Annotated in this window: 25 protein-coding genes; 12 read left to right on the top strand and 13 right to left on the bottom strand. The window is 69.4% G+C overall.

Going from position 1 to position 26302, the window contains the following annotated elements:
- Nucleotides 1–21: 21 nt before the first annotated feature.
- From speB (STARVERO_RS08490) to STARVERO_RS08470, 5 genes are all read right to left on the bottom strand, one after another.
- Nucleotides 22–978, bottom strand: a complete 957-nt coding sequence (gene speB, locus STARVERO_RS08490) for an agmatinase (RefSeq protein ID WP_159598534.1) — start codon at nt 976–978, stop codon at nt 22–24.
- On the bottom strand, nt 978–1934 hold the full coding sequence (speB, locus tag STARVERO_RS08485) for an agmatinase (protein WP_159598533.1): 957 nt from the start codon (nt 1932–1934) through the stop codon (nt 978–980). The genes speB (STARVERO_RS08490) and speB (STARVERO_RS08485) overlap by 1 nt, the downstream gene beginning before the upstream one ends.
- A gap of 187 nt (nt 1935–2121) precedes the next feature.
- Nucleotides 2122–2898, bottom strand: coding sequence for a creatininase (locus STARVERO_RS08480; protein WP_159598532.1), 777 nt, complete (start codon nt 2896–2898; stop codon nt 2122–2124).
- Between the two features lie 20 nt (nt 2899–2918).
- On the bottom strand, nt 2919–3644 hold the full coding sequence (locus STARVERO_RS08475) for an SDR family NAD(P)-dependent oxidoreductase (protein WP_159598531.1): 726 nt from the start codon (nt 3642–3644) through the stop codon (nt 2919–2921).
- Nucleotides 3638–4396, bottom strand: coding sequence for an SDR family NAD(P)-dependent oxidoreductase (locus STARVERO_RS08470; RefSeq protein ID WP_159598530.1), 759 nt, complete (start codon nt 4394–4396; stop codon nt 3638–3640). Before STARVERO_RS08470 ends, STARVERO_RS08475 begins: the two co-directional genes overlap by 7 nt.
- A 159-nt stretch (nt 4397–4555) precedes the next feature.
- Here STARVERO_RS08470 and STARVERO_RS08465 point away from each other — a divergent pair, with 159 nt between their 5' ends.
- A complete protein-coding gene (locus STARVERO_RS08465) occupies nt 4556–5515 on the top strand; it encodes a LysR family transcriptional regulator (protein WP_159598529.1) in 960 nt (319 codons plus the stop codon).
- Here the strand turns inward: STARVERO_RS08465 and STARVERO_RS08460 are convergent.
- Both STARVERO_RS08460 and STARVERO_RS08455 read right to left on the bottom strand, forming a co-directional pair.
- Nucleotides 5500–7623: a GumC family protein gene (locus STARVERO_RS08460; RefSeq protein ID WP_159598528.1), complete on the bottom strand. Its 2124-nt coding sequence runs from the start codon at nt 7621–7623 to the stop codon at nt 5500–5502. The genes STARVERO_RS08465 and STARVERO_RS08460 overlap by 16 nt on opposite strands.
- 129 nt (nt 7624–7752) lie before the next feature.
- Nucleotides 7753–9045 carry an oligosaccharide flippase family protein gene (locus STARVERO_RS08455; RefSeq protein ID WP_159598527.1) on the bottom strand — a complete coding sequence of 431 codons (1293 nt, stop codon included), beginning with the start codon at nt 9043–9045 and terminating at the stop codon, nt 7753–7755.
- Nucleotides 9046–9228: 183 nt separating this feature from the next.
- Between STARVERO_RS08455 and STARVERO_RS08450 the strand changes: the two genes are divergently transcribed.
- The 5 genes from STARVERO_RS08450 to STARVERO_RS08430 all read left to right on the top strand — a co-directional run bounded on the left by STARVERO_RS08450 (nt 9229) and on the right by STARVERO_RS08430 (nt 13749).
- Complete coding sequence (locus STARVERO_RS08450; RefSeq protein ID WP_159598526.1) at nt 9229–9594, top strand: hypothetical protein; 366 nt, start codon at nt 9229–9231, stop codon at nt 9592–9594.
- A gap of 208 nt (nt 9595–9802) precedes the next feature.
- Nucleotides 9803–10642 carry a polysaccharide biosynthesis/export family protein gene (locus STARVERO_RS08445; RefSeq protein ID WP_144342434.1) on the top strand — a complete coding sequence of 280 codons (840 nt, stop codon included), beginning with the start codon at nt 9803–9805 and terminating at the stop codon, nt 10640–10642.
- Between the two features lie 23 nt (nt 10643–10665).
- A complete protein-coding gene (locus tag STARVERO_RS08440; RefSeq protein WP_159598525.1) occupies nt 10666–11532 on the top strand; it encodes a WecB/TagA/CpsF family glycosyltransferase in 867 nt (288 codons plus the stop codon).
- Entirely contained in the window at nt 11529–12932 is a 1404-nt protein-coding gene (locus STARVERO_RS08435; RefSeq protein WP_159598524.1) for a hypothetical protein, read from the top strand. Before STARVERO_RS08440 ends, STARVERO_RS08435 begins: the two co-directional genes overlap by 4 nt.
- 43 nt (nt 12933–12975) lie before the next feature.
- Complete coding sequence (locus tag STARVERO_RS08430) at nt 12976–13749, top strand: FkbM family methyltransferase (RefSeq protein WP_244616662.1); 774 nt, start codon at nt 12976–12978, stop codon at nt 13747–13749.
- Between the two features lie 10 nt (nt 13750–13759).
- Here the strand turns inward: STARVERO_RS08430 and STARVERO_RS08425 are convergent, their stop codons facing one another.
- From STARVERO_RS08425 to STARVERO_RS08400, 6 genes are all read right to left on the bottom strand, one after another.
- Nucleotides 13760–14635: a glycosyl hydrolase family 18 protein gene (locus STARVERO_RS08425; RefSeq protein WP_244616660.1), complete on the bottom strand. Its 876-nt coding sequence runs from the start codon at nt 14633–14635 to the stop codon at nt 13760–13762.
- Between the two features lie 143 nt (nt 14636–14778).
- The gene (locus tag STARVERO_RS08420; protein ID WP_144342440.1) at nt 14779–16194 is read right to left on the bottom strand and encodes an exopolysaccharide biosynthesis polyprenyl glycosylphosphotransferase; all 1416 of its coding nucleotides are present in this window, start codon (nt 16192–16194) and stop codon (nt 14779–14781) included.
- A gap of 211 nt (nt 16195–16405) precedes the next feature.
- The gene (locus STARVERO_RS08415) at nt 16406–17482 is read right to left on the bottom strand and encodes a serine/threonine protein kinase (RefSeq protein ID WP_144342441.1); all 1077 of its coding nucleotides are present in this window, start codon (nt 17480–17482) and stop codon (nt 16406–16408) included.
- Complete coding sequence (gene trmFO / locus STARVERO_RS08410; protein WP_159598522.1) at nt 17479–18912, bottom strand: methylenetetrahydrofolate--tRNA-(uracil(54)-C(5))-methyltransferase (FADH(2)-oxidizing) TrmFO; 1434 nt, start codon at nt 18910–18912, stop codon at nt 17479–17481. The genes STARVERO_RS08415 and trmFO overlap by 4 nt, the downstream gene beginning before the upstream one ends.
- Nucleotides 18913–19046: 134 nt before the next feature.
- Nucleotides 19047–19871, bottom strand: coding sequence for an ABC transporter permease (locus STARVERO_RS08405; RefSeq protein WP_244616658.1), 825 nt, complete (start codon nt 19869–19871; stop codon nt 19047–19049).
- The gene (locus tag STARVERO_RS08400; RefSeq protein WP_159598521.1) at nt 19861–20583 is read right to left on the bottom strand and encodes an ABC transporter ATP-binding protein; all 723 of its coding nucleotides are present in this window, start codon (nt 20581–20583) and stop codon (nt 19861–19863) included. Before STARVERO_RS08400 ends, STARVERO_RS08405 begins: the two co-directional genes overlap by 11 nt.
- Nucleotides 20584–20824: 241 nt before the next feature.
- On the opposite strand from STARVERO_RS08400, the gene STARVERO_RS08395 reads away from it, so the two are divergent.
- The 6 genes from STARVERO_RS08395 (at nt 20825) to STARVERO_RS08370 (ending at nt 26286) form a co-directional block, all read left to right on the top strand.
- On the top strand, nt 20825–21283 hold the full coding sequence (locus STARVERO_RS08395; protein WP_159598520.1) for a MarR family winged helix-turn-helix transcriptional regulator: 459 nt from the start codon (nt 20825–20827) through the stop codon (nt 21281–21283).
- On the top strand, nt 21280–23358 hold the full coding sequence (locus tag STARVERO_RS08390) for an FUSC family protein (protein ID WP_159598519.1): 2079 nt from the start codon (nt 21280–21282) through the stop codon (nt 23356–23358). Before STARVERO_RS08395 ends, STARVERO_RS08390 begins: the two co-directional genes overlap by 4 nt.
- Before the next feature lie 4 nt (nt 23359–23362).
- A complete protein-coding gene (locus STARVERO_RS08385; protein ID WP_159598518.1) occupies nt 23363–23572 on the top strand; it encodes a DUF1656 domain-containing protein in 210 nt (69 codons plus the stop codon).
- Complete coding sequence (locus tag STARVERO_RS08380) at nt 23569–24432, top strand: efflux RND transporter periplasmic adaptor subunit (RefSeq protein WP_159598517.1); 864 nt, start codon at nt 23569–23571, stop codon at nt 24430–24432. Before STARVERO_RS08385 ends, STARVERO_RS08380 begins: the two co-directional genes overlap by 4 nt.
- A gap of 245 nt (nt 24433–24677) precedes the next feature.
- Nucleotides 24678–25364 (top strand): GntR family transcriptional regulator, encoded by a 687-nt coding sequence (locus tag STARVERO_RS08375; RefSeq protein WP_159598516.1) that lies wholly within the window; start codon nt 24678–24680, stop codon nt 25362–25364.
- 97 nt (nt 25365–25461) lie between these two features.
- The gene (locus tag STARVERO_RS08370; protein ID WP_159598515.1) at nt 25462–26286 is read left to right on the top strand and encodes a carbohydrate ABC transporter permease; all 825 of its coding nucleotides are present in this window, start codon (nt 25462–25464) and stop codon (nt 26284–26286) included.
- Nucleotides 26287–26302: the final 16 nt, after the last annotated feature.

Here is a 26302-nt window from a genome sequence, read left to right as displayed (position 1 = left end):
ATTGGCCGGAACGCATGCCGTTCAAGGGGTGCGGTGGTGCAGGATGCGGCCAATGAAGTTGAGCAGCAACTGGGCGGCGAGGATCGACGTCACCCCGCCGGGGTCGTACTCGCGCGCCACCTCCACCAGATCGACGCCCACGACACGGCCGCGCTGCGCCAGCCCGTCCAGAAGCTCCAGCACCTCGTAATAGGCGAAGCCGCCATGGCTCGGCGTTCCCGTGCCGGGCGCGATGGAGGGATCGAAGCCGTCGATGTCGATGGTGACGTAATAGCGCCGTCCTTCCGGAATGCGGGCCAACACCGCCTCCGGCCCCAGCTTGCGGATCTGCCGCACGCTGAGGATGTCCGAGCCCATGGCGCGCGCCGCCTCGTAGCCCTCGCGGGCGGTGGAGGAGACGTTGCGGATGCCGAGCTGGGTGAGCCCGGTCACATAGGGTTTCTCGGCGGCGCGGCGCAGCGGGCTGCCATGGCCGCGGCGCACGCCGTGGCGTTCGTCCACGAAGTCGAGATGGGCGTCGAACTGCACGATGTGGATCGGCTCCTCTTCCGAGAACGCCTCGATGCAGGGAATGTTGATCGAGTGATCGCCGCCCAGCACCACGGGAAGCGCGCCGGCCTTGAGGATCCTGCGCACGCCCAGCTCTATGTTGGCGTGGCTCTGCTCGGTGTCGGTGTGAATCATGTCGGCATCGCCGATATCGACGATGCGCGTGGTCCCTGCCGGCAGATAGGTGATGTCGTCCTCGTGGTCATAGGCGCCGGAATGACCGAAGGCGAACAGCGTCGATGCCTCGCGGATGGCGCGGGGCCCCGAGCGCGCGCCGGAGCGCCATTGCGTGCCGAGATCGAAGGGGGCGCCGAGAATGGCGACGTCCGCTTCGATCCGGTCCCAGTCGAGCTGGAGCGGATATTTGCCGAAGGTGCAGATGCCGACGAAGGGCAGGTCGAGCCGGCCGCCTTCATACCCATGAGCCATCAGCGCGTGCCCTTCTTCTCGACGACGCCGGCCAGCACGCAGAGCAGCTCGAACAGGATGGTGGCTCCGGTCAGGGCGGTGAGGCCCGAGGGGTCGAAGGGCGGCGCGACCTCGACGAGATCGGCGCCGATGATGTCGAGCCCGTCCAGCAGGCGCACCATCGCCTGCGCCTCGCGGGTGGAGAAGCCGCCGATCTCCGGCGTGCCGGTGCCCGGCGCCTGCGAGGGGTCGATCCCGTCGATGTCGAAGGTGACGTAGGTCGGCTGGTGGCCGACGATGGCGTGCACTTCCGCCATCACGTCCTCGACCCCGCGCTTCACGAACTCCTCGATGAAGATGATGCGCACCCCGGCGTCGCGCGCGTAATCGTAATTGCCGGCATCCGAGATGGCCCCGCGCAGCCCGATCTGCACGAAGCGCCGGGGATCGACCAGCCCTTCCTCGATGGCGCGGCGGAAGGGGGTGCCGTGCGTATATTTGCTGCCGTTGAAGAAGCTGTCATAGGTGTCGGAATGGGCGTCGAACTGGATGAGGCCGACTGGCCCGTCCGCCGCCAGCCCGCGCAGGATTGGCAGGCTGATGAGATGGTCGCCGCCGGCGGTGAGCGGCAGGGCACCGGCCGCGCGCACGCTCGCATAATGCGCCGAGATCAGGTCGAGCGAGCGCATCAGGTCGAACGGATCGGTAATCACGTCGCCGCAATCGGCGATGCGGGCGCGGTCATAGGGCGAGAGGCCGGTGACGTGGTGCACCCGGCGCATCAGGCTCGACTGGTTGCGCAGCTCGCGCGGGCCGTGGCGCGTGCCGGCGCGGTTGGTGGTGCCGAGGTCGAAGGGCAGGCCGAGAATGGCGATGTCCACTTCCGATGGCTCGGCCACCGGCAGCCGCATGAAGGTGGGAAGGCCCGCATAGCGCGGGATGCTGCCGGAATCGAGCGGTTCGAACTTGGTGGTCATGACGTAACCTCGATGGGCATTGGCGCCCGTTGAACTTGTGTCCCGGACAAGCTGCGCGCAGCGCCGATCCGGGGCCCAGCGCAAGACTCCGCCGCAGGCGACGAAACAGAATCAAGCGCTTCGCGAATTCTCCCTGGTTCCCGGCTCGGCGCTTCGCCTTCGGCTCCGCTGGGCCGGGAAACGGGTGTCACAACCCGAACTCCTTGCGGATGGCGGCGGAGATGTGGGCGACGTAGTCCGCCATCAGCCATTCGCCCTTCTCGGCGGTGGAGTTGGTGGCGACCGCCAGCACGCCGGAGGGCGGCAGGCCGAAATCATCCGGCACGGGGAAGCGGTCATAGGGCGGGAAGGTGGCGGGGCCGTCGGTGGGCGCCTTGTCCATCTCCACGAGATCGGGGCGCAGCACCAGCATCAGCGAGGTTTCCAGCAGGCTCGCATGCTCGAGGTCGATGCCGGGGAAGCCGTCGGGGAACAGCCGGTCCAGCGTCGCGCGCCGGGCGAAGTCCCAGTATTCGAGCCGCATCACCTCGAAGCCGGTGATGCCGTCGCGGGCGATCTCGCGCCGGGCGAGGTCCAGCCCCTCCACGGAAGGCCAGCAGTTCTCGTAATGGCCGTTGACGATCACCAGCCGGCGCACGCCCTGCCGGGCGAGGTTGCGGATGACGTCGCGCAGCACGAGCGCGAAGGTGTTGGCATCGACGCTCAGCGTGCCGGGAAACTGCTCGCCGCCGCCCGAGCGGGGCATGGACTTGCAGCCATAGCTGATCGTCGGCGCCACCAGCCCGCCGACCTCGCGGGCGACGCGCTCGCACACGCCGGTCGGCAGCACCACGTCGACATTGAGCGGCAGGTGCGGGCCATGCTGCTCGGTGGAGCCGAGCGGTAGCAGCACCGGCGCGCCGGCGGCGATCTTCGCCGCGAATTCCAGCCAGCTCAGTTCGTCCAGACGCACGCTGTCGACCATGTCGTTCCCCTGATGATTCCTCAGTGCATCGCCGCGCCGCCGTCGACGCTGATGCACTGTCCGGTGATGAAGCCCGTGGCGCGGCTCGTCAGGAACAGTACCGCCTGCGCGACCTCTTCCGCCCGGCCGACGCGGCCGAGCGGGTTGCCGGTTTCGAGCCGCTTCAGCTCGTCGCTGAGGTTGTCGAAGTCGAGCAGGGGCGTGTCGACGGGGCCGGGCGCGATGGCGTTCACCAGCACCCGGGGCGCCAGCTCGCGCGCCCAGGAGCGGGTGAGGGCGATGACCGCGCCCTTGGTGCCGGCATAGCCGGAGAAGCCGGCGCGCCCGAGATAGGCGAGTTCGGAGGCGACGTTGATGATGCGCCCCGTCGCCGGTCCCTCGCCGTCGAAATAGCGTAGCGCCTCGCGAGCCATCAGGATCGGGCCGCGGATGTTCACCGCCGCCATGCGCTCATAGGCGGCGACGTCGAAGCCGTCGAGCGGCGTCTCCACGCAGATGCCGGCGCAGTTGACGATCACGTCGAGACCGCCGAGTTCCCGCACGGCCGCTTCCATGCCGCCCGCCACCGCCGCCTCGTCCGCCACATTGGTGAGGATGGTCGGCCAGGTGCTGGGGCGTTCCGGCGGATGCAGGTCGAAGCCGACGACCTTGGCGCCGGCGGCGCTGAGCGCGTCGGCGCTCGCCCGGCCGATGCCGCTCGCCGCGCCGGTGACGACGACGCGCAGGCCCTTGTGTGGCGCTACCATGGACATTCTCCCCGATCGATTCCGAGACTCTGGCCGGTGATGTTGGCCGCCAGATCGGAAGCGAGGAAGAGGTAAGTGCCGGCCACGTCGTCCGGGTCCATGAAGCCGGGCAGGATCTGCGCCGCGACGATCTCGTCCAGCAGCACTTCCGGCGCGACGCCGGTACGCGCGGCCATGGCGTGGAGGGAGCGCAGCGAGGCTTCCGTGCGCACCCAGCCGGGACACACGGCGTTGACCGTGATGCCGCGCGGGCCGAGCTCCTTCGCCCAGGTCTTGGTGAGGCCGATGACTGCGTGCTTGGAGGCGACATAGGCGCCGAACAGCGCCTCGGCGCTGCGCGACCAGATCGAGGCGGTGTTGATGATGTGCCCGCCATGGCCAAGGCGCGGCAACAGGGCGCGGGTGGCGAGGAAGGTGCCGACGACGTTGATCTCCACCACCCGGCGGAAGGTCGCTTCGTTCGCCTCGCCGGCGTCGTCGAGCGGGGTGACCAGCTCCAGCCCGGCATTGTTCACCAGCACGTCGAGATGCGGGATGGCGTCGGCGATCGCGGCCATCTCGGCGGCGCGGGTGATGTCGGCGCAGTGGCCGCGTGCCCCGAGGCGCTCGGCGGCCTCGTGGATCGCCTCGTCCTCGGCCAGCATGTGCAGCTCCGCACCGGCGGCGGCGAAGGCGCGGGCGACGCCGAGGCCGATGCCCCGGCTCGCCCCGGTGACGAGCACCGTCCGCCCGGAAATGCCGTCGAGCGTCATGTGGATGTCCCGGGGCGGGGACGGGTGTTCGGATGGCGGGGCACGGCGGGCTCTCCTCACGGACGAGGTCATGCTCCCGCACATTCACTTCGCGAAAAATAGGATTTAATGGAAGGATATATCGGCAATCATCGATGTGTCCCTGCCACGGAATCCCCCATGCGCCGCCTCGACAATATCGACCTGCGTCTTCTGCGCGTCTTCGTGGTGCTGGCGGAGGAGGGCGGCTTCCACGACGCGCAGATCGCGCTCAACCTCTCGCAGTCGACCCTTTCCACCCATCTCGCCGCGCTGGAGCGCAAGCTGGGCGGGCAGCTTTGCGAGCGCGGCCGGGCCGGCTTCCGTCTCACCCCCTTCGGCGAGGCGACGCTCGCCGCCGCCAAGCGGCTGTTCGAGGACGTCGACGCCTTCCACGGCCGCATCGGCCGCGACCAGCGCCGGCTCGTCGGCCGGCTGCGGGTCGGCATCGTCGACGGCGTGGTGACCAATCCGCAGCTCGGGCTGCAGACGGCGCTGGCGTGCTACATGGACTACGCCTCGGAAGTGTTCGTCGATCTCGAGCTCGGCACGCCGCTGGTGCTGGAGCGCGCGCTGATGGACGGCGCGCGCGACGTGGTGGTGGGGCCGTTCTCGCAGAAGGTGCCGGGCATCAGCTACATCCCGCTGCACCGCGAGCCGCAGGCGCTCTATTGCGGGCAGGGCCATCCGCTGTTCGAGCTGCCGGCGCGGGAGATCGGTCATGCGCGCATCGAGGAGGCGCTGTTCTCGGTACGCCGCTACCGCCATCTCGACGACCTCTACCGGGTGAACCATCCGCGCGCCAGCGGGGCGGTGGTGCAGATGGAGGCGCAGGTGATGATGATCCTGTCCGGCCGCTTCATCGGCTACCTGCCGCGCCATATCGGCGAGGACTGGGTGGCGCGCGGGCGGATGCGGGTTCTGCGGCCGGAAAGCTACGGCTTCGATTCCGTCCATTTCGCCGCCACCCGCCGGCTCAAGGGCGAGCAGCCGCTGGTCGACGCCTTCATCCGCGAGCTGAAGGCGCAGGCAAAGGCGGCGTCCGCCGAGCCGCCGGCGGAAAGCGCGGGGGAGAGCCCGCCGGATCAGGCCAGCCTGTAGATCCAGTCCGGCAGGATGTAGCGGCGGCCGACGAAGACGAAGCCGAGCGGCACGCCGCCATGCTCCACCACGCTGGCGCGCAGGGCGGCGGCGGGCGCCTTGCGGGTCTTCTCGGCGCGCACCACCAGCGCGTTGCCGTCGACCAGTTCCTCGAAGCGATGGCCGATGGCGGCGGAATCGCGCGCCGTGGCGCAGACCACCACGGCTTCGAAGGTGCTGCCGAGCTCGTTCATGAAGCGCTGCGCCTCGGCGGTGGGCAGGCGGATGTCGAGCAGCTTCGAGCGGGTGCGGTCCCGCAGCGTCCACAGCAGCGGAACCTCGCTCGGGCCGACATAGAGCCCGCCATTCTCGCGCGCAGAAGGATCGTCCGCCGAGTCGGACGGCGGAGCGGTCAGGTCGATCAGCAGCGTGCGCAGCCCGCGCTGGAGCGTGATCTCGGTGGCGATGCCGCGTGCCAGCGGCGCCAGTGCCTCGTCCGGCTCGGCCGCCAGGAACTGGACGCTGCGCAGCGGTCGCCCGTCCACTTCCGTGTCGAGCAGGAAGGCCGCGAGGCCGCTCACCTCCCGCTCCATGGCGGCGGGGTCTTCCGTGGTCGAGCGGTTGGCGTATTCGCCGAGCATCGGCAGTTCGAGCGAGCGCTCGGTTTCCTGCGGCATGATGAAGGTGGAGCGCAGCGCCGAGGCGATGGCGCCGGCCGCCACGCCGAACAGCACACCGCCGAGGATGCCAGCGCCGAGGAAGGGCAGGCGCATGTTGCGGCTGGTCACGGCGGCGTCCGCCTGCTGCACCATCCGCACGCCCGCTTCGCGCTCGGCGGCAGCGGATTCCTCGATCTGCGCGGCGGTGGCCCGGCGCAGATACTCGCGATAGCTGTCGTTCAGCGTGTCGCGCTGGCGGGTCAGTTCGACGAGCCGGGTCTCGGCGACGCGCAGGTCGGCAAGGCGCTTCTCGGCGGTCTGCTGCTGGTCGCCCAGCTCCTTCTCCTGCTGGCCGAGCGCGTCCGCCTCGATGCGCAGCGACAGCAGCATGTTGTTCAAGTAGCCGATGGCGGGATTGCGCACGTCGCGCGTGGTTTCGTAGGAGCGATCCTTGCGGGTGGCGATCTGCCGGCGGACCGTGTCGATCTTGCGGTTGATCTCCCGCATCATCGAGCCGTTGGGAGCGTATTGCAGGGCGATGCGGTCCCGCTCGACGAGCAGGCGGCTCAGCATGTTGTTGTCTTCGTCGTTGCCCGAGGAGTCGCTCGTCTGGTCGAAGTCGAGCACCTTTCCGGGCAGCTCCCTGAGCTGCTTCTCCGCCTCGGCGATCTGCCCGGCGAGGGCGACGCGCCGCTCGGCCACCTGGCGGCGGCGCTGTACCACGGCGTCGACCTGGTTGGCCGCCAGCACCGCGTCCTGGCTGAAGTCGATGATGCCGGCGCTGGTCTTCAGCGCCTCGATGGCGGCATCGGTCTGCCCCAGCTCGCTCTTGAAGCGCTCCACCTCGATCTTCAGGAAGCGGGCGGTGGGGTTCTGCATGATGAGGCGGCGGCGCGCCAGATAGGTCTCGACCAGCTTGTCCGTGGTCTCGATGGCGAGCGTGCGGCTGGGGTGAGTGAAGGCGATCTCGATGACGTTCGAGCCGTCGCGTACCTGCACCCTGAGGTCGCTGCGGAAGCGCGCGATGGCCCGGTCCATCACGCTGCTGCTGCTGAACAGGTCGCGCAGATAGGAGAGCGGGGTCGGCGGGAACAGCCGCTCCAGCCCGATCTCCTCGATCACCGTGCGCAGCACGTCGGCGCTTTCGATGATCTGCACCTCGGACTCGACCTGCTTCAGGCCCTCGATGGACAGTACCGCCGGCCCGGTGTCGGTGACGCTCTGCTGGTTCGTCACCTCACGGCTGACGATCACCATGACGAGGCTGGAGGCGGTGTATTCGGTCTTGGCCAGCGTCGCGGCGGCGATGCCGAGCCCGATCGGCACCAGCGCGGCGAGGATCACGACGCGGATGTGGAAGAAGGCGACGATGAGGAAATCGCGAATGGTGAACGTGCCCGGCCATGCCTCGGCCCGGCCACCCGGCGCCTGGCCGTCACTCTCGGCGGCATTCGCGCCCGTCATCGACATCACTGCTTCCCGTTGGCCGCCACGGCAGGCCGAAGGCGCGTTCGCCCCGCCTGCTTGGCGCATAAGCCGAATTTGCCCGTTTAGCCCTAATGAGCGGTAAATATGGCTTTCGATGGGGCAGGTGAGGCGTCAAAAAGCGCGCGGCATCAGGCGGCGCACCACCAGCGCGGTGCCGATGGCGCCCTGGACGATGACGAGGGCGCTGAGGATAGCTGCGCCGTTCATCCCGAAGAGGGGAACGAGAATGGCGCCGGCGGCGACGCAGACGGCGAGCTGCGCCGCGTTCAGCCATCGCAGCACCCCGCCGTGGCCGGTCATGGCCAGCATGATGTCCTGGCAGGGCAGCAGGCAGTTCACCAACTGGCCGATGCTCATGATGATGAGCGCGGTGGCGGCGATCTCGAACCCGGGCCCGACCAGAGCCAACAGCGGCTCCGGGAACGCCATCATCAGCGCCAGCGGCGGCAGGCCGCACAGTGCCACGAGAAGGCGGGCGCGGCGGTTCTGCGCCCGCAGCGCATCCCACTCGCCCTGGCGGTGCAGGGCGGCGAAGCGCGGGGCGGCGATGGCGCCGATGGAGATGATCACCACCCAGATCAGCATGGACAGCCGGCTCGCGACGCTGAAGGCACCGACATCGGCGGCGGCGGCGAAGGCCGCGAGCAGAAGCAGCGGGATGGAGTTGAGCGAGACCTGCACCACCTCGACCATCCCGAGCGGCAGCGCCGTGCGCCACAGGGCGGGCAGGGCGGTGGTGCCGGCGGAGTCGGTGGTCGGGGCCGGCACGGGGGCGCCGCGCATGACGAGGACGATGCCGAGGATGGCCGAGGCGAGGTTCGTCGCCGCCAGCGTGTAGAGCATGCCGTCCAGCGACTGCACGCCGGCCAGCAGGACGAGCAGCGCGAAGGCTGGCCAGGAGGCGTTCTGCACCCATTGTCCGGCCACGCTGCGCCCGTAGCCGAACAGCACATGCGCCACGAAGTAGCACAGCGCCTGCGGCAGGATCGCCGCTGCCGCGATCAGCAGCGGGCGGACGAGATCGGGATCGTCGAAGACGTGGAGTGAGGCCGGCCGCGCGATCAGCACGGTCACGAGCGTGGCCAGCAGGCTGCCGAGGACCGTCCAGCCGAAGCCGGTGAACATGGCGGCGCGTGCGTCGGTGAGCCGCCCGACGGCGAGGTCGCCAGCCATGTGGCGCACCACCGCCTTCTCGAAGCCCGCCCGCGCGATGGTGGCGGCGAGGCCGACCCAGGTCATGCAGAGGAAGTAGAGGCCCGCCTCATGCGCGCCGAGGATGCGGGCGGCGAGCATGTAGAGGCCGAGCTTCGCCACCAGCTCGACGCCGCGCGCCATGAGCCCGCCAATGTAGGGGCCGTAGGTGGCGAGCAGCCGCCGCAGGTCGGAAAGGCGCGCCTTCGTCATGCTGTGTAACCGGGTTACGGTGCCGCGCGAGACACGCGCCGGCGGTCGTGGCATATGCCCCCGGCACGGTCGGACGAGTCGGGCAGGGGCATCTCAGGCATGAACCATGGGCGCCGCGCCGCCGCAAGAGCGGGCCGGAAGGGTAACAGGGCAGCCGGTTGCCTGTGTGCCGTGGCGCTTGCCATGCTGACGGCCGGGCTGATCGCCTTGTCGCCGGTCGCATGGGCGCAGGCCGGCCTCAGCGACTTGCCGGTCCCGGACGTCGATCCGCGCATGGATCCCGCGCCGTTCGACGGCCGGCGGGCCATTCGTGACTATCTCAAGGCGGTCCTGCCGACGCGCTGGTGGGCGAACGAGCCGGAATTCTCGCTCGGGGCCTTCTCGGTGATGATCCACGTGCCGGACAATTGGCAGGGCAACCCGACTTCAGCGGTGATGAGGCTCTGCCCGCCCGCCTACAGCGTCCTGTGGAGCCGGCTCGACCGGATCGAATTCGTGCCGTTCTACCGCGACGCCCGCCGCGCCGGCATCACCTGCCGCAAGGGGTAAGGCGGGCTTTCCGCCGGGTTTCGAAATCGGCAGGCGCGTCAGAACGTTAACCATTAAACCTTCCATTAACCACGTTCGCCTAGCTTGGCCTGGCTACGTTGACCCGCTCAGCCGCGCCGAATCTGCCGTCCCTCCTTGCCGAATGATTTCGGAAGGAGTGGGTGTGTCCGGTCGGCGCTCCGGCGGGCTTCGATCAGGAGCCGATGTGATGCGCGTACGCCTGCGCGGTGAGGGTTTCGCCGCTTCCGCATTCCCGCCGGCCGCGTGCCGGATGCGGGGCGGGCGCGTCGTGGGCGTGCTGCTGGCCACCGTTCTGCTGGCGGGATGCCAGACCACCGACACGACCGGGACGGTCGGGCGGCCGCAGAGCCCGAACGACACCTTCACCACCGGACAGGAACTGCGCTTCACCGAGGTCAATCCGGCCGGTTTCCGGCCGTGGTCGAGCCAGATGCCGGCCTATCGGCTGGGCGCCGGCGACAAGCTGAAGATCAAGTATTTCCTCACCCGCGAGATGGACGAGGAACTCGTCGTCGCCCCCGACGGCACGGTCGCGCCCCGCGCGGTCGGCCAGCTCAAGGTCGAGGGGCTGACGCTGGCCGGCGCGCAGGAGGTGGTGCGTCGCGCCTCCAAGGTGGAGCTCGCCGACCAGAAGGTGGTGATCTCGCTGGAAGATGCCGTCTCCGCCAAGGTCTATATCGGCGGCATGGTCGAGAAGCCCGGCCCGTACAACCTTTCGGAGATGCGCAACGGCACGTTGCAGAGTATCCTCGCGGCCGGCGGCTTCACCGAGGAGGCCCGCACCGGGCAGGTGGCGATCATCCGCCGCGGCCCGGACAACATGCCGATGCTGCGTCTGATCAACGTCAAGGACATCATCCAGACCGGCTTCACGCTCGACGACGTCCAGCTCGCCGCCGGCGACATCATCTACGTGCCGCGCAGTTCCGTCTCCGAACTCAATGTCTGGATCGACCAGTTCATCAACAAGGTGGTGCCCTTCCAGCGCACGTTCAACTATACGCTGGGCACCCAGGGGGTCATCTAGCCCCGGACGCATGCGAGGAACCGATGGCGGACGCATCGCGCGGGCAGGCTGGCGGGCAAGATGGCGGGAACGAAGCCTTCCCGCCGCCGGCCGGTTTCGAGGAAGTGACCTATCTCGGCGTGCGCGTCGCCCGGCTCGATGCCGCGTCGGCTGCGGCATGCACCGCCGCGCGCCCGGCCGATGCGCCCTATGTCTATGTGGTGACGCCCAACGCCGCGCATTTCACCCTGCTGAACCTGTCGGACGACGCGCGCTTTCGCGACGCCTACGACCACGCCTGGATGCGCCTGCTCGACGGGCAGGTGCCGCGGGCGCTGGCGCGGCTGCTGTTCGGCCTCGACCTGCCGCACGCCGCCGGCAGCGACGTCGCCCTGCTTCTGCTGGAGCGCCATATCGGGCCGGACGATCCGGTGACGCTGATCGGCGGCAGCCCGGAAGTGCCGCGCCGCCTCGCCGAGCGCTTCGGCCTGCGCCACATCGCCCATCACAACCCGCCCATGGGCTTCATCAACCGGCCGGACGAAGTGGCGGCCTGCGTCGACTTCGTGCTGGCCAACCCGGCGCGCTTCGTCTTCTTCGGCGTCGGCACGCCGCAGGGCGAATATCTCGCCCGCGAAGTGGCGTTGCGCGGGGGCGCCACGGGTTGCGGGCTGTGCGTCGGCGGCGCACTGAACTTCGCCACGGGCATCACCCAGCGCGCGCCCGCCTTCGTGCGCAAGGCCGGCCTCGAATGGGCGCACCGTCTGGTGCGCAACCCCGCCGGTCACGCGCGGCGGGTCTTCGTCGACTCGCTGCCCGTTGTCTGGATCGCCCTCAAGGCGCGGCTGAATCCTGCCGCCTACGGCATGGGCCGCGTGCCGGCGGATGGCGGGGCGAAAGACCGCGCATGAGCGAGGCGGGCGGATCCGGCACGGGCACGCCCACCGGGGACCGCCGTCGCGCGGTGGTGACGCTGCCGCGCGCCTTCGTGCCGGTCGCGGCGCCGGTTTCCACCGAGCGTTTCCCCGGCGTGCTGACGAGTGCGGCGCTGCTCTTCGCGTTGCCGTTTTTCGCGCAGAGTTTCTACTACCTGCATGAGCTGACGGCTCCCTACCTGCTGTCGAAGGCATGGCCGCTGCTCTCGCTGCCGCTGAGTCTCTACGCGGTGGTGCGCCTGCAATTGCCGGCCAAGCGCTTCTATCTGGTGTTCCTGGCCTACGCGCTGGGCTTCACGCCCTTCGTCTCGATGCTCCAGCTCGGCAACGGGCTGGTGGACGCGCTGATCACCACGGTGAAGATTTGGCCGCTGACCTACTATTTCGGCCTGTCGGCGCTGCTGGTCTGGCTGGCGCCGAGCTACGGCCGCACACGGGGCTCGCTGGTCGTGCTGGGGGCGGGCACCTTCGTGCTCATGCTGGCCTTGTGGCTGCTGGTGCCGACGAGCTGGTACGTGAACGATCCCGAGCTCGGCAAGCTGTTCATGCTGGAGACCGAGCGCGGCTACCGGATCTACATGCCGATGTTCTTCGGCACGCTGTTTCTGTTCTACCTCACGCGCCGCTTCATGCAGCGCCCGAACCTGCTGCTGCCGCTGGCGATCCTGCTCGGCTTCGTGCTGCTCTTCTCCATCTACAAGCAGCGGACGGCGATCGGCGGCATGATGCTGGTATGCATCTATGCGGTGGGCGTCTCGCTGGCGCCGCGCCTCCGCTTGCTGGTCGCGGGCCTGTTCCTCGCGGTCGTGCCGCTGGGCCTCGCCTATCTCGTGCTGCGCGACGTGGAAGGGCTGGCCCAGTCCCTCGGCGGCTCGCTTTCCGTCCGGCAGGTCTCGCTGGGGCTGGCGGCGAACTTCCTCGGGGACGATCCGTGGCGCTGGCTGTTCGGCGTCGGCGCCACCACCCGCTTCGGCAGCATCACGCTGGCCGACATCTTCGGCAACAGCAACTTCTACGTCGCCGATCTCGGCTGGTTCGGCATCGTGTTCGAATACGGGCTGGTGGGCGCGGTGCTGCTGGCGGGGCTTTATGGCTGGGGCTACTTCACCCTGCTGCGCTCGACGCGCGGGGTGGAGGATCCCATGGTGCTCGCCCTGTCGGACTACATTCTCTATATGCTCGCCACGTCGGCGGTCTATTCGCTCGTCTTCACCCCCGGCGAGTTCGGTGTGGTGATGGCGCTCGCCATCTATCTCAGCCGAGCGCGTTACCGGCAGCCCTCGACACCGGCGCCGGAGCACCGCATAAGCTTCACCGTCAACCGGCATCAGATCAGGACCCGAAATGCTGCGGCGCGTCGCCAAACTGTTGCATGAACCGGCTTTCCGCCGCGCGCCCCTGACGGTCATCGGACGGGGCGTGACGTGGGCGTTCAATGTCGCGCTGGGCCGTAGCCCGGTCTTCGAGCTCGTTCCCGGCGCGCGGCTGCGCGTGCCCTCGGACCTGCGCTTCACCTCGGTCTCCGCCTATCTGCTGCGCGATGCCGTCGAGCCGGAGCTGAACTATCTCCAGAAATTCGTCGGCAAGGGCGATGTCTTCATCGACGTCGGCGCCAATATCGGCCTGTTCACGCTGAAGGCGGCACCGCGGGCCGCGCGCGTCGTCGCGGTGGAGCCGGGCGCGGAAGCCGGCGCGCAGCTCGACGCCAACATCGCCCTCAACCGCTTCGACAATGTCGCGGTGGTGCGCAAGGCGCTGTCCGACAAGCCGGGCCGCGCCGTGCTGTTCCACAATCCGCTGGGCGAGGACCCGCAGGCCTTCTCGCTCATCAGCGACGGCACCGACGCCGGCAGCGAGCAGGTGGAACTGGCGACCCTCGACTCGCTCGTCCACGATCTCGGCCTGCCGCGCGTCGACTGCATCAAGATCGACGTCGAGGGCGCCGAGGGAATGGTGCTGGCGGGCGCGGCGGAGACGCTCGCCGCCTACCATCCCACGGTGATCTTCGAGATGAACTGCCCGACGCTGGTCAAGGCCGGCGGCGACACGGCGGTCGCGTGGAACGCGCTTGCGGGGCGCGGCTATCAGTTCCACGAGCTGAGCGACGACGGGGAGCTGCAGCCGCTTTCGGAGCGCCCGACGGCGTTCATGAACGTCATCGCCCGCCATCCGGCGGGCCCGGCGCTGCACTGAGCACCCCGCCTCACGGCATGGGCACGTCGCAGCCGGGCTTGTCGAGCGTCACGCAGATCAGCGTCGCCAGCGAGCGGTAGTCGGGATTGTCCGGCCCCGGCGGGCCGGGCGGCACGTCGCGCAGCGCATAGAGCATGGCGCCCGCCTTCGGGTCGGCGAGCACGGCCGAAAGCGTGGCGGCGGTGCTTTCGATCGTCGCGCGCGGCCCGCCATTCGCCGGCGGCAGCACGGCGAAGCCGAGGGCGAGCGGCCCCTTCCAGATCGCGCGATAGGCGCGAAAGGCCTGATCCGGCCGATAGGACGGGCCGGCGTCGTAGCTCATGATCGAGACGAGATCGAGCCCTTCGGCGGCCGGCGAGCGCAGCAGGGCGAGCATCGCGCCGCGCCACGGGCTGCGCGGCGGCGCGTCGGCGAAGGCGCCCTCCCCATAGGCGCCGACGCTCCAGCCTGCGGCACTGATCACGTGGGGACGCGGCAGCGCGGCGCGCAGGCGCCGGGCGATGTCGATGGAGAGGGCGTCGTCCGCGCACCGCATGCGCCCGTCCACGGGAACGCAGCGCGGGTCGGTCGGCTCGAAATCGATGTCGACACCATCGGCCCCGAGATCGCGGACGAGGCGCGCCAGCGCCGCTTCGTCCAGCCGGTCCCAGCCGTGATAGGTGGCTCCGCCCACCGACAGCAGCACGCGCAGCTGGGGCTGGCGCGCCTTCAGCAGGGCGATGGCCTCCTTAAGCACGGTGCCGGAATAGGGATACTGGAGGCCGGTTGCCGAGAGGTCGAGCCCACCTTGATAGATGAGGTCCGGCTTCACGAAGCTCAGCGCCACATGGGTGAGATAGCCGGGCAGGCGGGCGAGGGTGGTTTCCTCGGCGCGGCCGGCGGCCACCTCGTACCAGCTTGCGTGATAGGCGAGGAACGGGCGGGCCGGCTCGGCGCGGAGAGACCCGCCCGCGAGCAGCGACAGGCCGAGGGCGATCAGAACGCCCGCTCGGAGAACGCCCCTTCGGAGAACGGCCCGCCGGCCCCCGCTCAGAAGGCGGTGGTGTCGGCGAGGCCCTTGGTCATGGTGAGCAGGATGATCCGTATGTCGAACCATATCGACCAGTTCTCGATGTAGTAGAGGTCAAGTTCGACGCCGCGCGCCGCCTTTTCCTCCGTATAGATGCCCCCGCGCATGCCGTTGATCTGCGCCCAGCCGGTGATGCCGGGTTTCATGCGGTAGCGCGCAACATAGTCGCTTACCGCCTCGTAGCGCAGCTGCTCATTGATCATCATGTTCGGCACGTGCGGCCGGGGGCCGACGACGGACATCTCGCCGCGCAGCACGTTGATCAGCTGGGGGATCTCGTCGATCGAGAGGCTGCGCAGGATCGCGCCGACCCTGGTGATGCGCGGATCGGCGCGCACCGCGCCGATGGAGCCGTCGTCGCCGGGGTCGTAATGCATGGTCCGCAGCTTGTAGACCATGAACTCGCGACGGTTCAGGCCGACGCGCGCCTGGCGGAACAGCACCGGGCCGGGCGAATCCAGCTTGATCGCCAGCGCCGCGAGCAGCAGCACCGGCGACATCACCAGCAGGCCGATGCCGGCGACGGTGTAGTCTTCCAGCGCCTTCAGCACGCCGAGCGAGCCCTTGAGCGGGCGCTGCTGGATCTGCAGCGTCGGGCTGTCGGCGATGCGGGTGACGCGCGCCGAAGCGGCGGAGAGGACATCGGGCTCCATCTCCACCATCACGTCGGTGGCGACGCGGTGGAGCTGGCGGGCGATGACGCCGATGCCGCGCATGTCGCTCCAGTTCTTGGTGACGATGACGAGGTCGAAGATGCCGGCCTTGGCGAGTTCCAGCAGGTCCTCGATGCCGCCCAGCGCGGGTGGCACGCCGTCGCCGGCCTTTTCCGCATTGGTCGGCTGGCGTCCGCCGTCGCGGAACACGCCGACGAAGGAGATGAGGCCGCCCGCCGGCATGTCCTCCTGGTAGCGCCGGATCAGCGCATAGGCCCGGTCGAGATCGCCGATCAGCACGGTGTTGCGCACGAGCAGCTTGCGGCGGTCGATCCACGCCATGCCGGCCCGCACCAGGACGAGGCGGCCGAACAGCAGGGCGACCAGCGTCAGCGCGGCCCAGGGGCCGAAGGCTTCCGGATCGCCCGGCTGCGGCGGCACGAGCGCGTAGTAGACTACGAAGACCGCCAGCAGCGCCGGAAGCAGGCCGATGATCACATGCACGATCTGCCGCCGGACGCGGCCATAGTGCTCCACCCGGTAGGCCTGGCCGAGCAGCAGCACGGTGCAGTAGATCGCGCCGCCGATGACGCCGAGCACCACCATCTGCGTCCAGCCGAGAATGTGCCAGACCGCGTAATAGACCAGCGCCGCCACCAGCATCATGGCGACGTCGCACAGGATCACGAGGCGGTTGAGCAGGCCGTGCGTCCAGCCGGTCATCGCGCGCGGCCCCAATTGCCGGCGGGCCGCGTCTCAGGCGAACCGGACATGGCCGCGCCGATGGATGGGGCCGACCGCCGGCCGAGGGGAGGGACAGGAGGCATCGCCGCTCTTGAAAGGTGACATCGTGGCGCCGGTCCCGATGGCCCGGCGCGGCAATATGATAATGCGGCGATAATTTATCATTTTGTCTATGGCCGCGATCCGAACGCTAAATTCCGCCCCGGACCCGGTCGCTCAGGTTGCGGCGGTCGCGGATGACGGCGGCGAGCGCGGCGTCCGCCTCCGGCGAGCGCGACAGCAGCGCGAGCTGGTCGATCTGGTTGAGCGCCACGAGGCGCAGGAGATCGTCCCGCACGGCGCCCTCGGCGTCGCGCGGCAGGGCGGCGACGATCTGCAGGTGCTCGGGCGGCAGGATGTCCGGCAGCCCGGCGGCGAGCCGGGCGCGCAGCTCCTCCTCCGTCGCCGCGCCGGGCGCCTCGACGAAGGCGTACAGTCCGAAGCTGTGTCCGGCGGTCGGGAAGTCGCAGATGTGCACGGCGCGCACGCCCTCCACCCCGGCGAGCACGGCGGCGATGCGCGGGCCCTGCTCCATGGCACGCGGGCCGCGCCCTTCCGTGTCGTGATAGTTGAGCAGGCGGCGGGTGACGAAGTTGTAGACTCGCTTGCCGGTCTTCATCCACACGCGGGTGAAGAGGCTCTTGCGGGCGAGGATCTTCCTCTCGCGGGCGGTGAGCGCCTCCGGGCAGTAGCTGCGCTTCTGCTTGAGGAAGTGACGGATGTCCTCATAGGCCGCCACGCGGAACGCCTTGCTGCGCTTCGAGAACACCATGGCGAGCTGGAAGTCCATCAGCACGGCGCGCCCGTCGGCGGCGTAGAGCCAGTTCTGCGGCTTGGCGAGATCGTTATGGGCGATGTTGCGCCGGTGCACCTCGCGCAGGCCCTTGCGGGCGGAGGCGAAGAAGGCGAGGTCGCCGCGCGGCTTGGCGATCTGCAGCGGGATGCCGTCGACGAAGCCGCGCACCAGATAGCCTTCCTCCAGCGCGTAGACCGGCACGGTGTGGCCGCTGCCCTCGGCGCGCCGGAGCGCGCGCGCCTCGCGGCGGGCGAAATGGCGGGCCAGCGGCTTCACCCACCACTTCACCTCGGCATAGTTGCGCCGCACGGCGGGGAAGGCGTTGCCTTGCGCGTCGCGCCAGAGGCCGCGCTCGATGGTCGAGAAGGTGTCGCGCTTGAGCACCGTGTCGAGCTCGAACGCGCCCCCGCTGGAAGAGGTCGGCTCGGTCACGCGGCGGCCTCGCTGGCGGCGTCGGCATGGGCCTTCGCCCAGGCGTCCAGGTCGGCGAGGGCGCGGGCGGCCAGGACCTGCTTCTTGGCGACGGTCTTCTGCGCGCCGCGCAGGCGGTTGCCCTCGGCGTCGCGGGTCGGGTTGGCGTTGAGCGGCGGGAACAGGCCGAAATTGACGTTCATCGGCTGGAAGGAGCGCGGTCCCGCCTCGACGGTCTCGATATGCCCGCCGGTGATGTGGTTGATGAGCGCGCCATGCGCGGTGGTCGCCGGCGGCAGGGCCGGCTCGGCGCCCAGCCGCTCGGTCGCGGCGAACAGGCCGGCCATCAGGCCCATGGCGGAGCTCTCCACATAGCCCTCGCAGCCGGTGATCTGGCCGGCGAAGCGCAGGCGCGGCTCAGCCTTCAGTCGCAGCGAGGGATCGAGCAGCTTGGGCGAGTTGAGGTAGGTGTTGCGGTGCAGGCCGCCGAGCCGGGCGAACTCGGCCTTCTCCAGCCCCGGGATCATGCGGAACAGGCGCACCTGCTCGGCGTGGCGGGTCTTCGTCTGGAAGCCGACCATGTTGTAGAGCGTGCCCAGCGCGTTGTCCTGCCGCAGCTGGACGACCGCGTAGGGCTTCACCGTCGGGTTGTGCGCGTTGGTCAGGCCCATGGGCTTCATCGGCCCGTGGCGCAGCGTCTCGGGGCCGCGCGCGGCCATCACCTCGACGGGCAGGCAGCCGTCGAAATAGGGCGTATTGGCCTCGAACTCGCGGAACGGCACGGCATCGCTGGCGATGAGCGCGGCGACGAAGGCCTCGTACTGCTCCTTGTCCATCGGGCAGTTGATGTAGTCCGCGCCCGTGCCGCCGGGCCCCACCTTGTCGTAGCGCGACTGGAACCAGCACACGTCCATGTCGATGGAATCGAAATGGACGATCGGCGCGATGGCGTCGAAGAAGGCCAGCGCGCTCTCGTCGGTGCGCGCGCGGAGGGCCTCGGCCAGCGCCGGCGAGGTGAGGGGGCCGGTGGCGATGATCACCGAATCCCAGTCTGAGGGCGGCAGGCCGGCGATCTCGCCGCGTTCCACCGTGATCTCGGGACGGGAGGCGATGGCGGCGGTCACGGCGGCGGAGAAGCCCTCGCGGTCGACGGCCAGCGCCCCGCCGGCGGGAATCTGGTGGCGGTCGGCGCAGGCCATGATCAGCGAGCCGAGCCGGCGCATCTCCGCGTGCAGCACGCCGACGGCATTGTTCTGCGCGTCGTCCGAGCGGAAGGAGTTGGAGCACACCAGCTCCGCCAGATCGTCGGTCTTGTGGGCTTCCGTGCCGCGCTCGGGGCGCATCTCGTGCAGCACCACGGGCACGCCGCGCCGCGCGAGCTGCCACGCGGCCTCGCAGCCGGCGAGACCGCCGCCGATGACGTGAACCGGGCGCCTGTCCTTGATGCTCATGACCTGTCGTTGCGTTGCCGTCCTGTCGGGAACGCGGCCTTAGCACGGATCGAGGGCAAAAAAGAAGGAAATGCCCGCCATTTGCGGTGACGGTCCCCGATGTCCCTCGCCGCCGTCGGGCGAGGGCGGCGGCGCTAGCCGGCGGGCCGCGAGCCGTGCTCCGCGTCCCCCTGCGGGATGGGGCGCAGCAGGAGCTGCTGTGCCGGAGTGAAGGCGCGGCGGCGCAGCAGCACGATCGCCGCCGCGCCGGACAGGCCGGAGGCGGCGAGGATCATCGCGACGATGATGAACTGGTAGACGCCGGCGTAGAGCGGGCTCGCGCCCGAGACCATCATTCCCGCCATCACGCCGGGAATCCACACGAGGCCCAGCGACTTCAGCATGTCCAGCCGCGGCAGCAGGCTGGCATAGACGGCGCTCTGCACATAGGGCGCCACCGTCGCTTCCGGTGCCGCGCCGAGGCTCAGCGCCGCCTCGATCGGCCCGACATGGGCCATGACGTCCGACTTGAAGCGCTCCATCGCCTGCGCGCAGGCATTCATGCTGTTGGCGATGATCATGCTGCCGACGGGCACCAGCACGGCGATCTGGGTGTCCAGCGCCCGGATCGCGATCATGAACAGGATGACGGTGCCGGCGCCGACGCCGATGGCCAGAAAGGAGATGGGGAGCGAGCCCTCGATCTGCGGCAGCCGGCGCGCCGCCGTCCAGCCGGCCGCGAACATCATGCCGAGGAGGATGAGCGCGCCGACCAGCAGGCCGCCGGTCAGAAGAAGGCCGAGCACGACGCCGACCAGCGCCATCTGCAACAGGCCGCGCACCAGCGAGAACGAGGTCTCGCGGCCGACCCGCACCCCATAGTGCCGGCAGAGCGCGGCCACGCCGAGGCACAGCAGGATGGCGGCGCCGGCTTGCAGCAGTCCCGTCGCCACCTGGCTGTCCAGCATCTCAGTGAGCATCGAGAATCTCCCCGGTGGCGCCGATGGCGACGAGGCGGCCGCGCTCCATGTACAGGGTGCGCGGGGCCATCCGTTCCGCCTGGGCACGGTTATGGGTGACCAGCACGCAGGTCACCCCGCTGTCGCGGTTGATGCCGAGCACCAGCTCCTCGATGGAGCGTGTCGTCTCCTCGTCCAGCGCCGAAGTCGGTTCGTCCAGCAGCAGGACTTCCGGCTCGTTGGCCAGCGTGCGCGCGAGCGAGACGCGCTGGGCCTCGCCGCCCGAGAGGGTGGACACGTCGCGCTCCTGATAGCCCGGCAGGTCGACCCGGCCCAGCAGATCGGCGATGCGGTCGGCCGACAGCGTCTTGCCGAGCTGGCCGGGGCCGAACTGCAGATTGGAGGTCACGGTGCCGGGGAACAGATAGGCGGTCTGCAGGACCATGCCGATCCGGCGGCGCAGGAGGCGGGGATCGATGCCGCGATAGTCGCTCTGCTTGAAGAACACCGTGCCGCCGGTCGGCTCGTCGAGGCGGTTCAGCAGCCGCAGGAAGGACGACTTGCCGGCACCGCTCGGCCCGGTCACCGCCAGCACCTCGCCCCGCCTTATGCCGACCGTGACGTTATCGACGAGCAGGCGGTCGGCGACGCGGCGCGAGAGGCCGCGCACATCGAGGTCGATGGCGTCGGCCGGGTTGGAGGCCTGCGGGGCCGTGTCCTTGTCAGGCGACATCTCGGTGTTCCGGGAGGAGGGGCATCGGAAGTCCTAGGGCATCGTCGCGGCGCGCTCTTTCGAGCCTGTGACGGCACTTGCGTAAAGGAATGGCGGATGGAGCGGGAGCGGACAGGCGAGCGTCGGATCGTCGGATCCGTCTCCTGCCATGATCCGATGTCGGGCCGGTGGCAAGGCCCGTCATCAGCAGCACCTCCGCATATCAATTGCGTCAATATAATTAGTATGCTACTAATTAGTCATGAATGAAATTGAACCCCTTCGGCGGCAGGTCACCGCCCAGCTTCTCAATGCCGGCCGGCAGTGGCGCCGCATCGCCGAGCGCGAGCTGGAAGTGCTCGGCATTTCGGAAGCGTGCGCCGCTCCGCTGGTGTGGACCGGGCGACTGGGTGGCGGCGTCCGGCAGGTGACGCTCGCGGCCTATGTCGGGATCGAGGGGCCGTCGCTGGTGCGCCTGCTCGACCAGCTCGCGGCGTCCGATCTGATCGAGCGTCGGGACGACCCGACCGACCGTCGCGCCAAGACGATCTGGCTGACCCCTGCCGGCGAGCGGCTCGCGGCGCGCATCGAGGACCTGCTGAGCGGCGTACGCGGTCAGGTTCTGGCCGAGGTGAGCCGTGACGATCTCGAAGTCACGTTGCGCGTGCTGAAGCTGTTCGATGCCGCGTCCGTCCGTTCGACGGAGGAGGTGTCGGCGTGACACTCCCTTCACGGCGGGACTGGCTCTTCTCCGGGAAAGCCTTCCTGGCATCCATGCTGGCGCTCTACATCGCGCTGGCCTTCGACCTGCCGCGCCCCTACTGGGCGATGGCGGCGGTCTATGTCGTCGCCAATCCGCTTGCCGGCGCGACCAGCTCCAAGGGCCTTTACCGCGCCCTCGGCACGCTGATCGGCGCCAGCGCCGCCGTGCTCTTCGTGCCGGTCTTCGTCAATGCGCCCGAACTGCTCAGTCTCGTCGTCGCGCTGTGGACCGGCTGCCTGCTCTACATCTCCATGCTCGACCGCACGCCGCGCAGCTACGTGTTCATGCTGGCCGGCTACAGCCTGCCGCTGATCGCCCTGCCGGAGGTCGGAACGCCGGCCAACATCTTCGACATCGCGCTGGCGCGCAGCGAGGAGATCATCATCGGCATCACCTGCGCCAGCGTGGTCGGCGCGGTGGTGTTCCCCACCAGCGTCGGCACGGCGCTCGCCGCCCGCATCGCCGGCTGGCTGGACGACGCCGCCTCCTGGGCCGGGGAGATCCTGCGCGGCGAGGGGGCACTTCCGGTCACGCCGCTGCGCCGGCAGAAGCTCGCCGCCGACATCGCCGGCCTCGACCTGATCATCAGCCAGCTCTCCTACGATGCGGCGACGCGCGATGTCGTCGCCCATGCCCGCGAGCTGCGCGGGCGCCTGCTCATGCTGCTGCCGCTGCTGTCCTCGCTCGCCGACCGCCTCCATGCGCTGAAGGCGCTGGACGGGGAGCTCCCGACCGATTTCGCGGGGGTGCTCGCCCGCGCCGCCGACTGGCTGGGACGAGGCCGCGCCGCCGATCCGGCCGAGGCCGATGCGCTGATCGCGGCGATGAAGGCGCAGCGCCCGCAGGATCCCGGCGACTGGGACGAGCTCATCCGCGCCAGCGCGCTCGACCGGCTCGGCGAGATCGTCGCGCTGTGGAGCGACTGCCTGGTGCTGAAGGCCGACATCGAGCGCGGCCAGCATGCCGGCCCCTGGCGTCCGCGCTTCCGCCACCGCCGGGTGGTCGGCCCGGCCCGGCACTATGATTTCGGGCTCATGCTGTTCTCCGCCGGCTCCTGCGTGCTGGCGACGCTGGCCGCCTGCGCCTTCTGGATCGCCAGCGGCTGGACGAATGGCGGCACGGCGGTGATGATGACCGCCGTCGCCTGCTCCTTCTTCGCCGCCATGGACCGGCCCGCGCCCTTCATCCGCACCATGGCGGTCTGGAGCGGCGTCAGCCTCGTCGTCTCGGCCGTCTATCTGTTCGGCATCCTGCCGCTGGTGCACGATTTCGAGATGCTGGTGCTGGTGTTCGCGCCGCCCTTCCTGCTGCTCGGCCTGATGATCCCGCGCCCGCAGCTCACCATGCTGGGCATGCTGGTGGCGGTGAACACCGCTTCCTTCGTCGCCATGCAGAACCGCTACAGCGTCGATTTCGCCACCTTCGCCAATGAGGGCTTCGCGGCGCTGGCGGGGCTGACCTTCGCCTTCGCCTGGACGGTGGCGACCCGCCCCTTCGGGGTGGAGATCGCCGCCCGCCGGCTCGCGCGGGCCGGCTGGGCGGACCTCGCCGAGACCGCCGCCGGCCGCAACCGCGACGATCACGAGCGCCTTGCCGGGCGCATGCTCGACCGGCTCGGCCAGCTCGTGCCGCGCCTCGCGGCCATCGAGGACCGCGAGCTCGCCAGGGTGGACGGCTTCGCGGAGGTGCGGGTCGGCTTCAACATCGTCGAGCTGCAGAAGATGCGCCGCGGCGTGGGCCTCCCGGCGCGCGCGGCCGTCGATTCCGTGCTGGCGGGCGTCGCCGCGCTCTACCGCGAGCGTGCCGCGCGCCAGAGCCTGACCGCCCCGCCGGACGCGCTCTGCGACGGCATCGACGCGGCGCTCCGCCTCGCCGCGCGTGAGGAGGGGGCGGAGGGGCGCCGCACGCTCGACGCGCTCGTCGGGCTGCGGCGGGTCTTCTTCCCCGGCACGCCGGGTCCGGCCGGCGGCTTCGCCCCGCAGGAGCGGTTCCAGCCCGGGCGGTTCCAACCCATGCCGATGGCGGCGGAATAGTCCGATGTTCGGTGAGATCGATATCTACGGCGTCTACTTGCCGAACCTGCTGGCGCTGATGCTGGCGACGCTGCTGGTGAGCCTCGCGGTGCGCCGGGTGCTCGCCTTCCTCGGCGCCTATGCCTTCGTCTGGCACCGCGGCCTGTTCGACGTCGCCCTTTATGTCGTCCTGCTGCAGGGCATGTCCCTGCTGTCCCAATGGTGGCTGTCATGACCTTTTCCTTTCGCGGCATGCTCCGTATCGGCGTTACGCTGGCGGTGGCGCTGGCCGCGCTCGGCGCCGGGCGCGAGCTCTGGGCCCACTACATGGACGAGCCCTGGACGCGCGACGCCAAGGTGCGTGCCGACATTGTCGGCGTGGCGCCGGATGTTTCCGGCTTCATCAGCGAGGTGCTGGTGCGCGACAATGAAAGCGTGAAGGCCGGCGACGTGCTCTTCCGCATCGACGGCGCCCGCTTCTCCATCGCGCTGGAGCAGGCGGAGGCGGCGGTCGAGGGCCGCAAGGCGACGCTCGAACAGGCGCGCCGCGACCGGACGCGCTACGAGCAGCTCAAGGATGTCGTCTCGCAGCAGAAGACCGAGCAGGCGCGCATGGAGGAGGCCGAGGCCGAGGCCGGCTACCGGCAGGCGCTCGCCGACCGCGACCTCGCCCGGCTGAACCTCGAACGCTCCGAGGTGAAGGCGCCGGTGAACGGCACCATCACCAACTTCAACCTGCGGCGGGGGGACTATCTCACCGCCGGCAAGGCCGAGGTGGCGCTGGTCGACCGGGATTCCCTGCGCGTCGAGGGCTATTTCGAGGAAACCAAGCTGGCGCGCATCCACGTCGGAGCGCCGGTGTCCATCCATCTGATGGGGCAGGCGACACCGCTGGAAGGCCGGGTCGAGAGCATCGCGGCCGGCATCGAGGACCGCGAGCGCACCGTCGGCAACGGCCTGCTCGCCAACATCAATCCCACCTTCAGCTGGGCGCGCCTCGCCCAGCGCGTGCCGGTACGCATCGCGCTCGGCACGATTCCCGAGGGCGTCACCCTCGTCGCCGGCCTCACGGCGACGGTGTCGGTCGGCCCGTAGGCGGCACCCCCAAGAGCGGGGCAGTCCTTCCGGCGCCCGTTGTGCGGAGGATGCTTGGCGTGCGGGCGCGACTCGTGGCGAGATGACGGGCAGCGGCGGTGCTCTGGCGATGCCGGGCCCGCTGCGGTCGTCGCTGTGGGGTTCCGGGCGAGGGGCTCTTGCGTCGGCCTCGATAGTTTGTTCTGTTATAACATATGACGAGGTGGCCGCTGCCCGCGGACCCTCAGCCGAGGAAAGCGCGCCCCATGAACCTTGAACCACTCGTTCAGGAGCCCTTGCACGAGCGGGCCTATACGGCGCTGCGCGGGGCGTTGCGCTCCGGGCGTTTCAAGCCCGGTCAGGCCATGACCATACGTGGCCTCGGCAAGGATCTCGGCATCTCCGCGACGCCGGTGCGCGAGGCGTTGCAGCGCCTCATCGCGGCGCAGGCGCTGCGGCTCCAGCCCAACCGCACCATCATCGTGCCGGTGCTGACGCGCAGCCGTTTCCAGGAAATCACCAAGGTCCGCGTGCGGCTGGAAGGGCTTGCCGCGCAGGAGGCGACGCCCCGGCTCACGAGTCGCGACATTGCCGAGCTCGAGGCGCTTTCGGCCGCCATGACGGCCGATATCGCCCAGAAGCGCTTCACGGATTATCTCGCCAACAATGAGCGCTTCCACTTCCTCATCTACGGTGCGTCCGGCATGGAATTCCTGTGGGAACTCATTGACTTGTGCTGGTTGCAGACCGGCCCATGGCTGAACGCGCTGGCGAGCGAGGGGCGCTTCCACGCCATCGCCAATACGGTGCATGACGAGATCATCACGCTGGCCTCGGCGGGCGACGCCGACGGCGTGCGCGAGGCGGTGCAGCGGGACATTCTCGAAGCGGCGCGCCTGCTGACCCGTTTTCTCGGCGACGACGACAAGGTGCCGATGGCCGAGGCCGTCTGAGGAATTCGAGGCAGCGGACATCGAAATTTCGCTTGCCAGCCGAAAATACGGCTTCTAGTGTTATAACATATAACAAGCTAAGCAGCGGAGGCGGACAGTGATCGGCGAGTCGCGCTGGGTGCAATGGGCATCCCATCTCATTCTGGGTGGGGCTTCGGCGGTGATCCTGCTGCCGCTGCTGTGGGTTCTGCGCACCTCCTTCGCCGACAAGGTGGTCGCCTATCAGATCCCGCCGGACCTGTTCTTCACCCCCACGCTGGACAATTACCGCGAGGTGCTGCTGCGCTTCGATTTCGGCAGCTTCTTCCTGAACAGTCTGATTGTCGCGATGGCGACCACGCTGATCGCCCTCATGCTCGGCGCGCTCGCGGCCTACGCGATCGATCGGTTCCGCACCGGCGGGCCGGTCATGCCGCTCGCCATTCTGGCGACGCAGATGATGCCGCCGATCGTGCTGGTGATCCCGTTCTTCCTCATCTTCAAGCAGGTGGGGCTCGCCGACACCCATGTCGGCCTGATCATCACCTATCTGACCTTCAACCTGCCCTATGTCGTCTGGCTGATGATGAGTTTCTTCAAGCGCGTGCCGCGCGAGCTCGACGAGGCGGCGTTGATCGACGGGGCGGGGCCCTTCGGCGTGTTCTGGCGCATCGTCCTGCCGGCGGCGCTGCCCGGCATCGGCGCGGCCGGCGTGCTCTCCTTCGTGCTGTGCTGGAACGAGTTCCTCTTCGCGCTGATGCTGACGGGGCAGCAGACCAAGACCCTCCCGGTCGCCATCTCCAGCCTCGTCACCCAGCAGGGCACGGCCATCGGCGCGGTCTGCGCCTCCACCATGCTGGCGATCGCGCCCATGGTCCTCGTCTATTTCGCCATCCGCAAACTTCTGGTCGCCGGTCTCAGCCTCGGCGCGGTGAAGGGCTGAGCAACAAGCCGGGCGG

The sequence above is a fragment of the Starkeya nomas genome, assembly GCF_902703545.1.
Taxonomy (GTDB): domain Bacteria; phylum Pseudomonadota; class Alphaproteobacteria; order Rhizobiales; family Xanthobacteraceae; genus Ancylobacter; species Ancylobacter moscoviensis.
The sequence above is the reverse complement of the archived record's forward strand: the minus strand, read 5'-3'. Positions and strand labels throughout refer to the sequence as shown.

Bases quoted from the DNA above. Each gene is read 5' to 3' on its own strand.
- trmFO (WP_159598522.1), bottom strand. From the start codon at position 18,912: ATGAGCATCAAGGACAGGCGCCCGGTTCACGTCATCGGCGGCGGTCTC.
- STARVERO_RS08460 (WP_159598528.1), bottom strand. From the start codon at position 7,623: ATGTCGATGACGGGCGCGAATGCCGCCGAGAGTGACGGCCAGGCGCCG.
- STARVERO_RS08465 (WP_159598529.1), top strand. From the start codon at position 4,556: ATGCGCCGCCTCGACAATATCGACCTGCGTCTTCTGCGCGTCTTCGTG.
- STARVERO_RS08445 (WP_144342434.1), top strand. From the start codon at position 9,803: ATGCGCGTACGCCTGCGCGGTGAGGGTTTCGCCGCTTCCGCATTCCCG.
- STARVERO_RS08455 (WP_159598527.1), bottom strand. From the start codon at position 9,045: ATGACGAAGGCGCGCCTTTCCGACCTGCGGCGGCTGCTCGCCACCTAC.
- speB (WP_159598534.1), bottom strand. From the start codon at position 978: ATGGCTCATGGGTATGAAGGCGGCCGGCTCGACCTGCCCTTCGTCGGC.
- STARVERO_RS08435 (WP_159598524.1), top strand. From the start codon at position 11,529: ATGAGCGAGGCGGGCGGATCCGGCACGGGCACGCCCACCGGGGACCGC.
- STARVERO_RS08400 (WP_159598521.1), bottom strand. From the start codon at position 20,583: ATGTCGCCTGACAAGGACACGGCCCCGCAGGCCTCCAACCCGGCCGAC.
- STARVERO_RS08470 (WP_159598530.1), bottom strand. From the start codon at position 4,396: ATGACGCTCGACGGCATTTCCGGGCGGACGGTGCTCGTCACCGGGGCG.
- STARVERO_RS08450 (WP_159598526.1), top strand. From the start codon at position 9,229: ATGCTGACGGCCGGGCTGATCGCCTTGTCGCCGGTCGCATGGGCGCAG.
- STARVERO_RS08440 (WP_159598525.1), top strand. From the start codon at position 10,666: ATGGCGGACGCATCGCGCGGGCAGGCTGGCGGGCAAGATGGCGGGAAC.
- STARVERO_RS08420 (WP_144342440.1), bottom strand. From the start codon at position 16,194: ATGACCGGCTGGACGCACGGCCTGCTCAACCGCCTCGTGATCCTGTGC.
- STARVERO_RS08405 (WP_244616658.1), bottom strand. From the start codon at position 19,871: ATGCTCACTGAGATGCTGGACAGCCAGGTGGCGACGGGACTGCTGCAA.
- STARVERO_RS08480 (WP_159598532.1), bottom strand. From the start codon at position 2,898: ATGGTCGACAGCGTGCGTCTGGACGAACTGAGCTGGCTGGAATTCGCG.
- STARVERO_RS08375 (WP_159598516.1), top strand. From the start codon at position 24,678: ATGAACCTTGAACCACTCGTTCAGGAGCCCTTGCACGAGCGGGCCTAT.
- speB (WP_159598533.1), bottom strand. From the start codon at position 1,934: ATGACCACCAAGTTCGAACCGCTCGATTCCGGCAGCATCCCGCGCTAT.
- STARVERO_RS08385 (WP_159598518.1), top strand. From the start codon at position 23,363: ATGTTCGGTGAGATCGATATCTACGGCGTCTACTTGCCGAACCTGCTG.
- STARVERO_RS08395 (WP_159598520.1), top strand. From the start codon at position 20,825: ATGAATGAAATTGAACCCCTTCGGCGGCAGGTCACCGCCCAGCTTCTC.
- STARVERO_RS08475 (WP_159598531.1), bottom strand. From the start codon at position 3,644: ATGGTAGCGCCACACAAGGGCCTGCGCGTCGTCGTCACCGGCGCGGCG.
- STARVERO_RS08380 (WP_159598517.1), top strand. From the start codon at position 23,569: ATGACCTTTTCCTTTCGCGGCATGCTCCGTATCGGCGTTACGCTGGCG.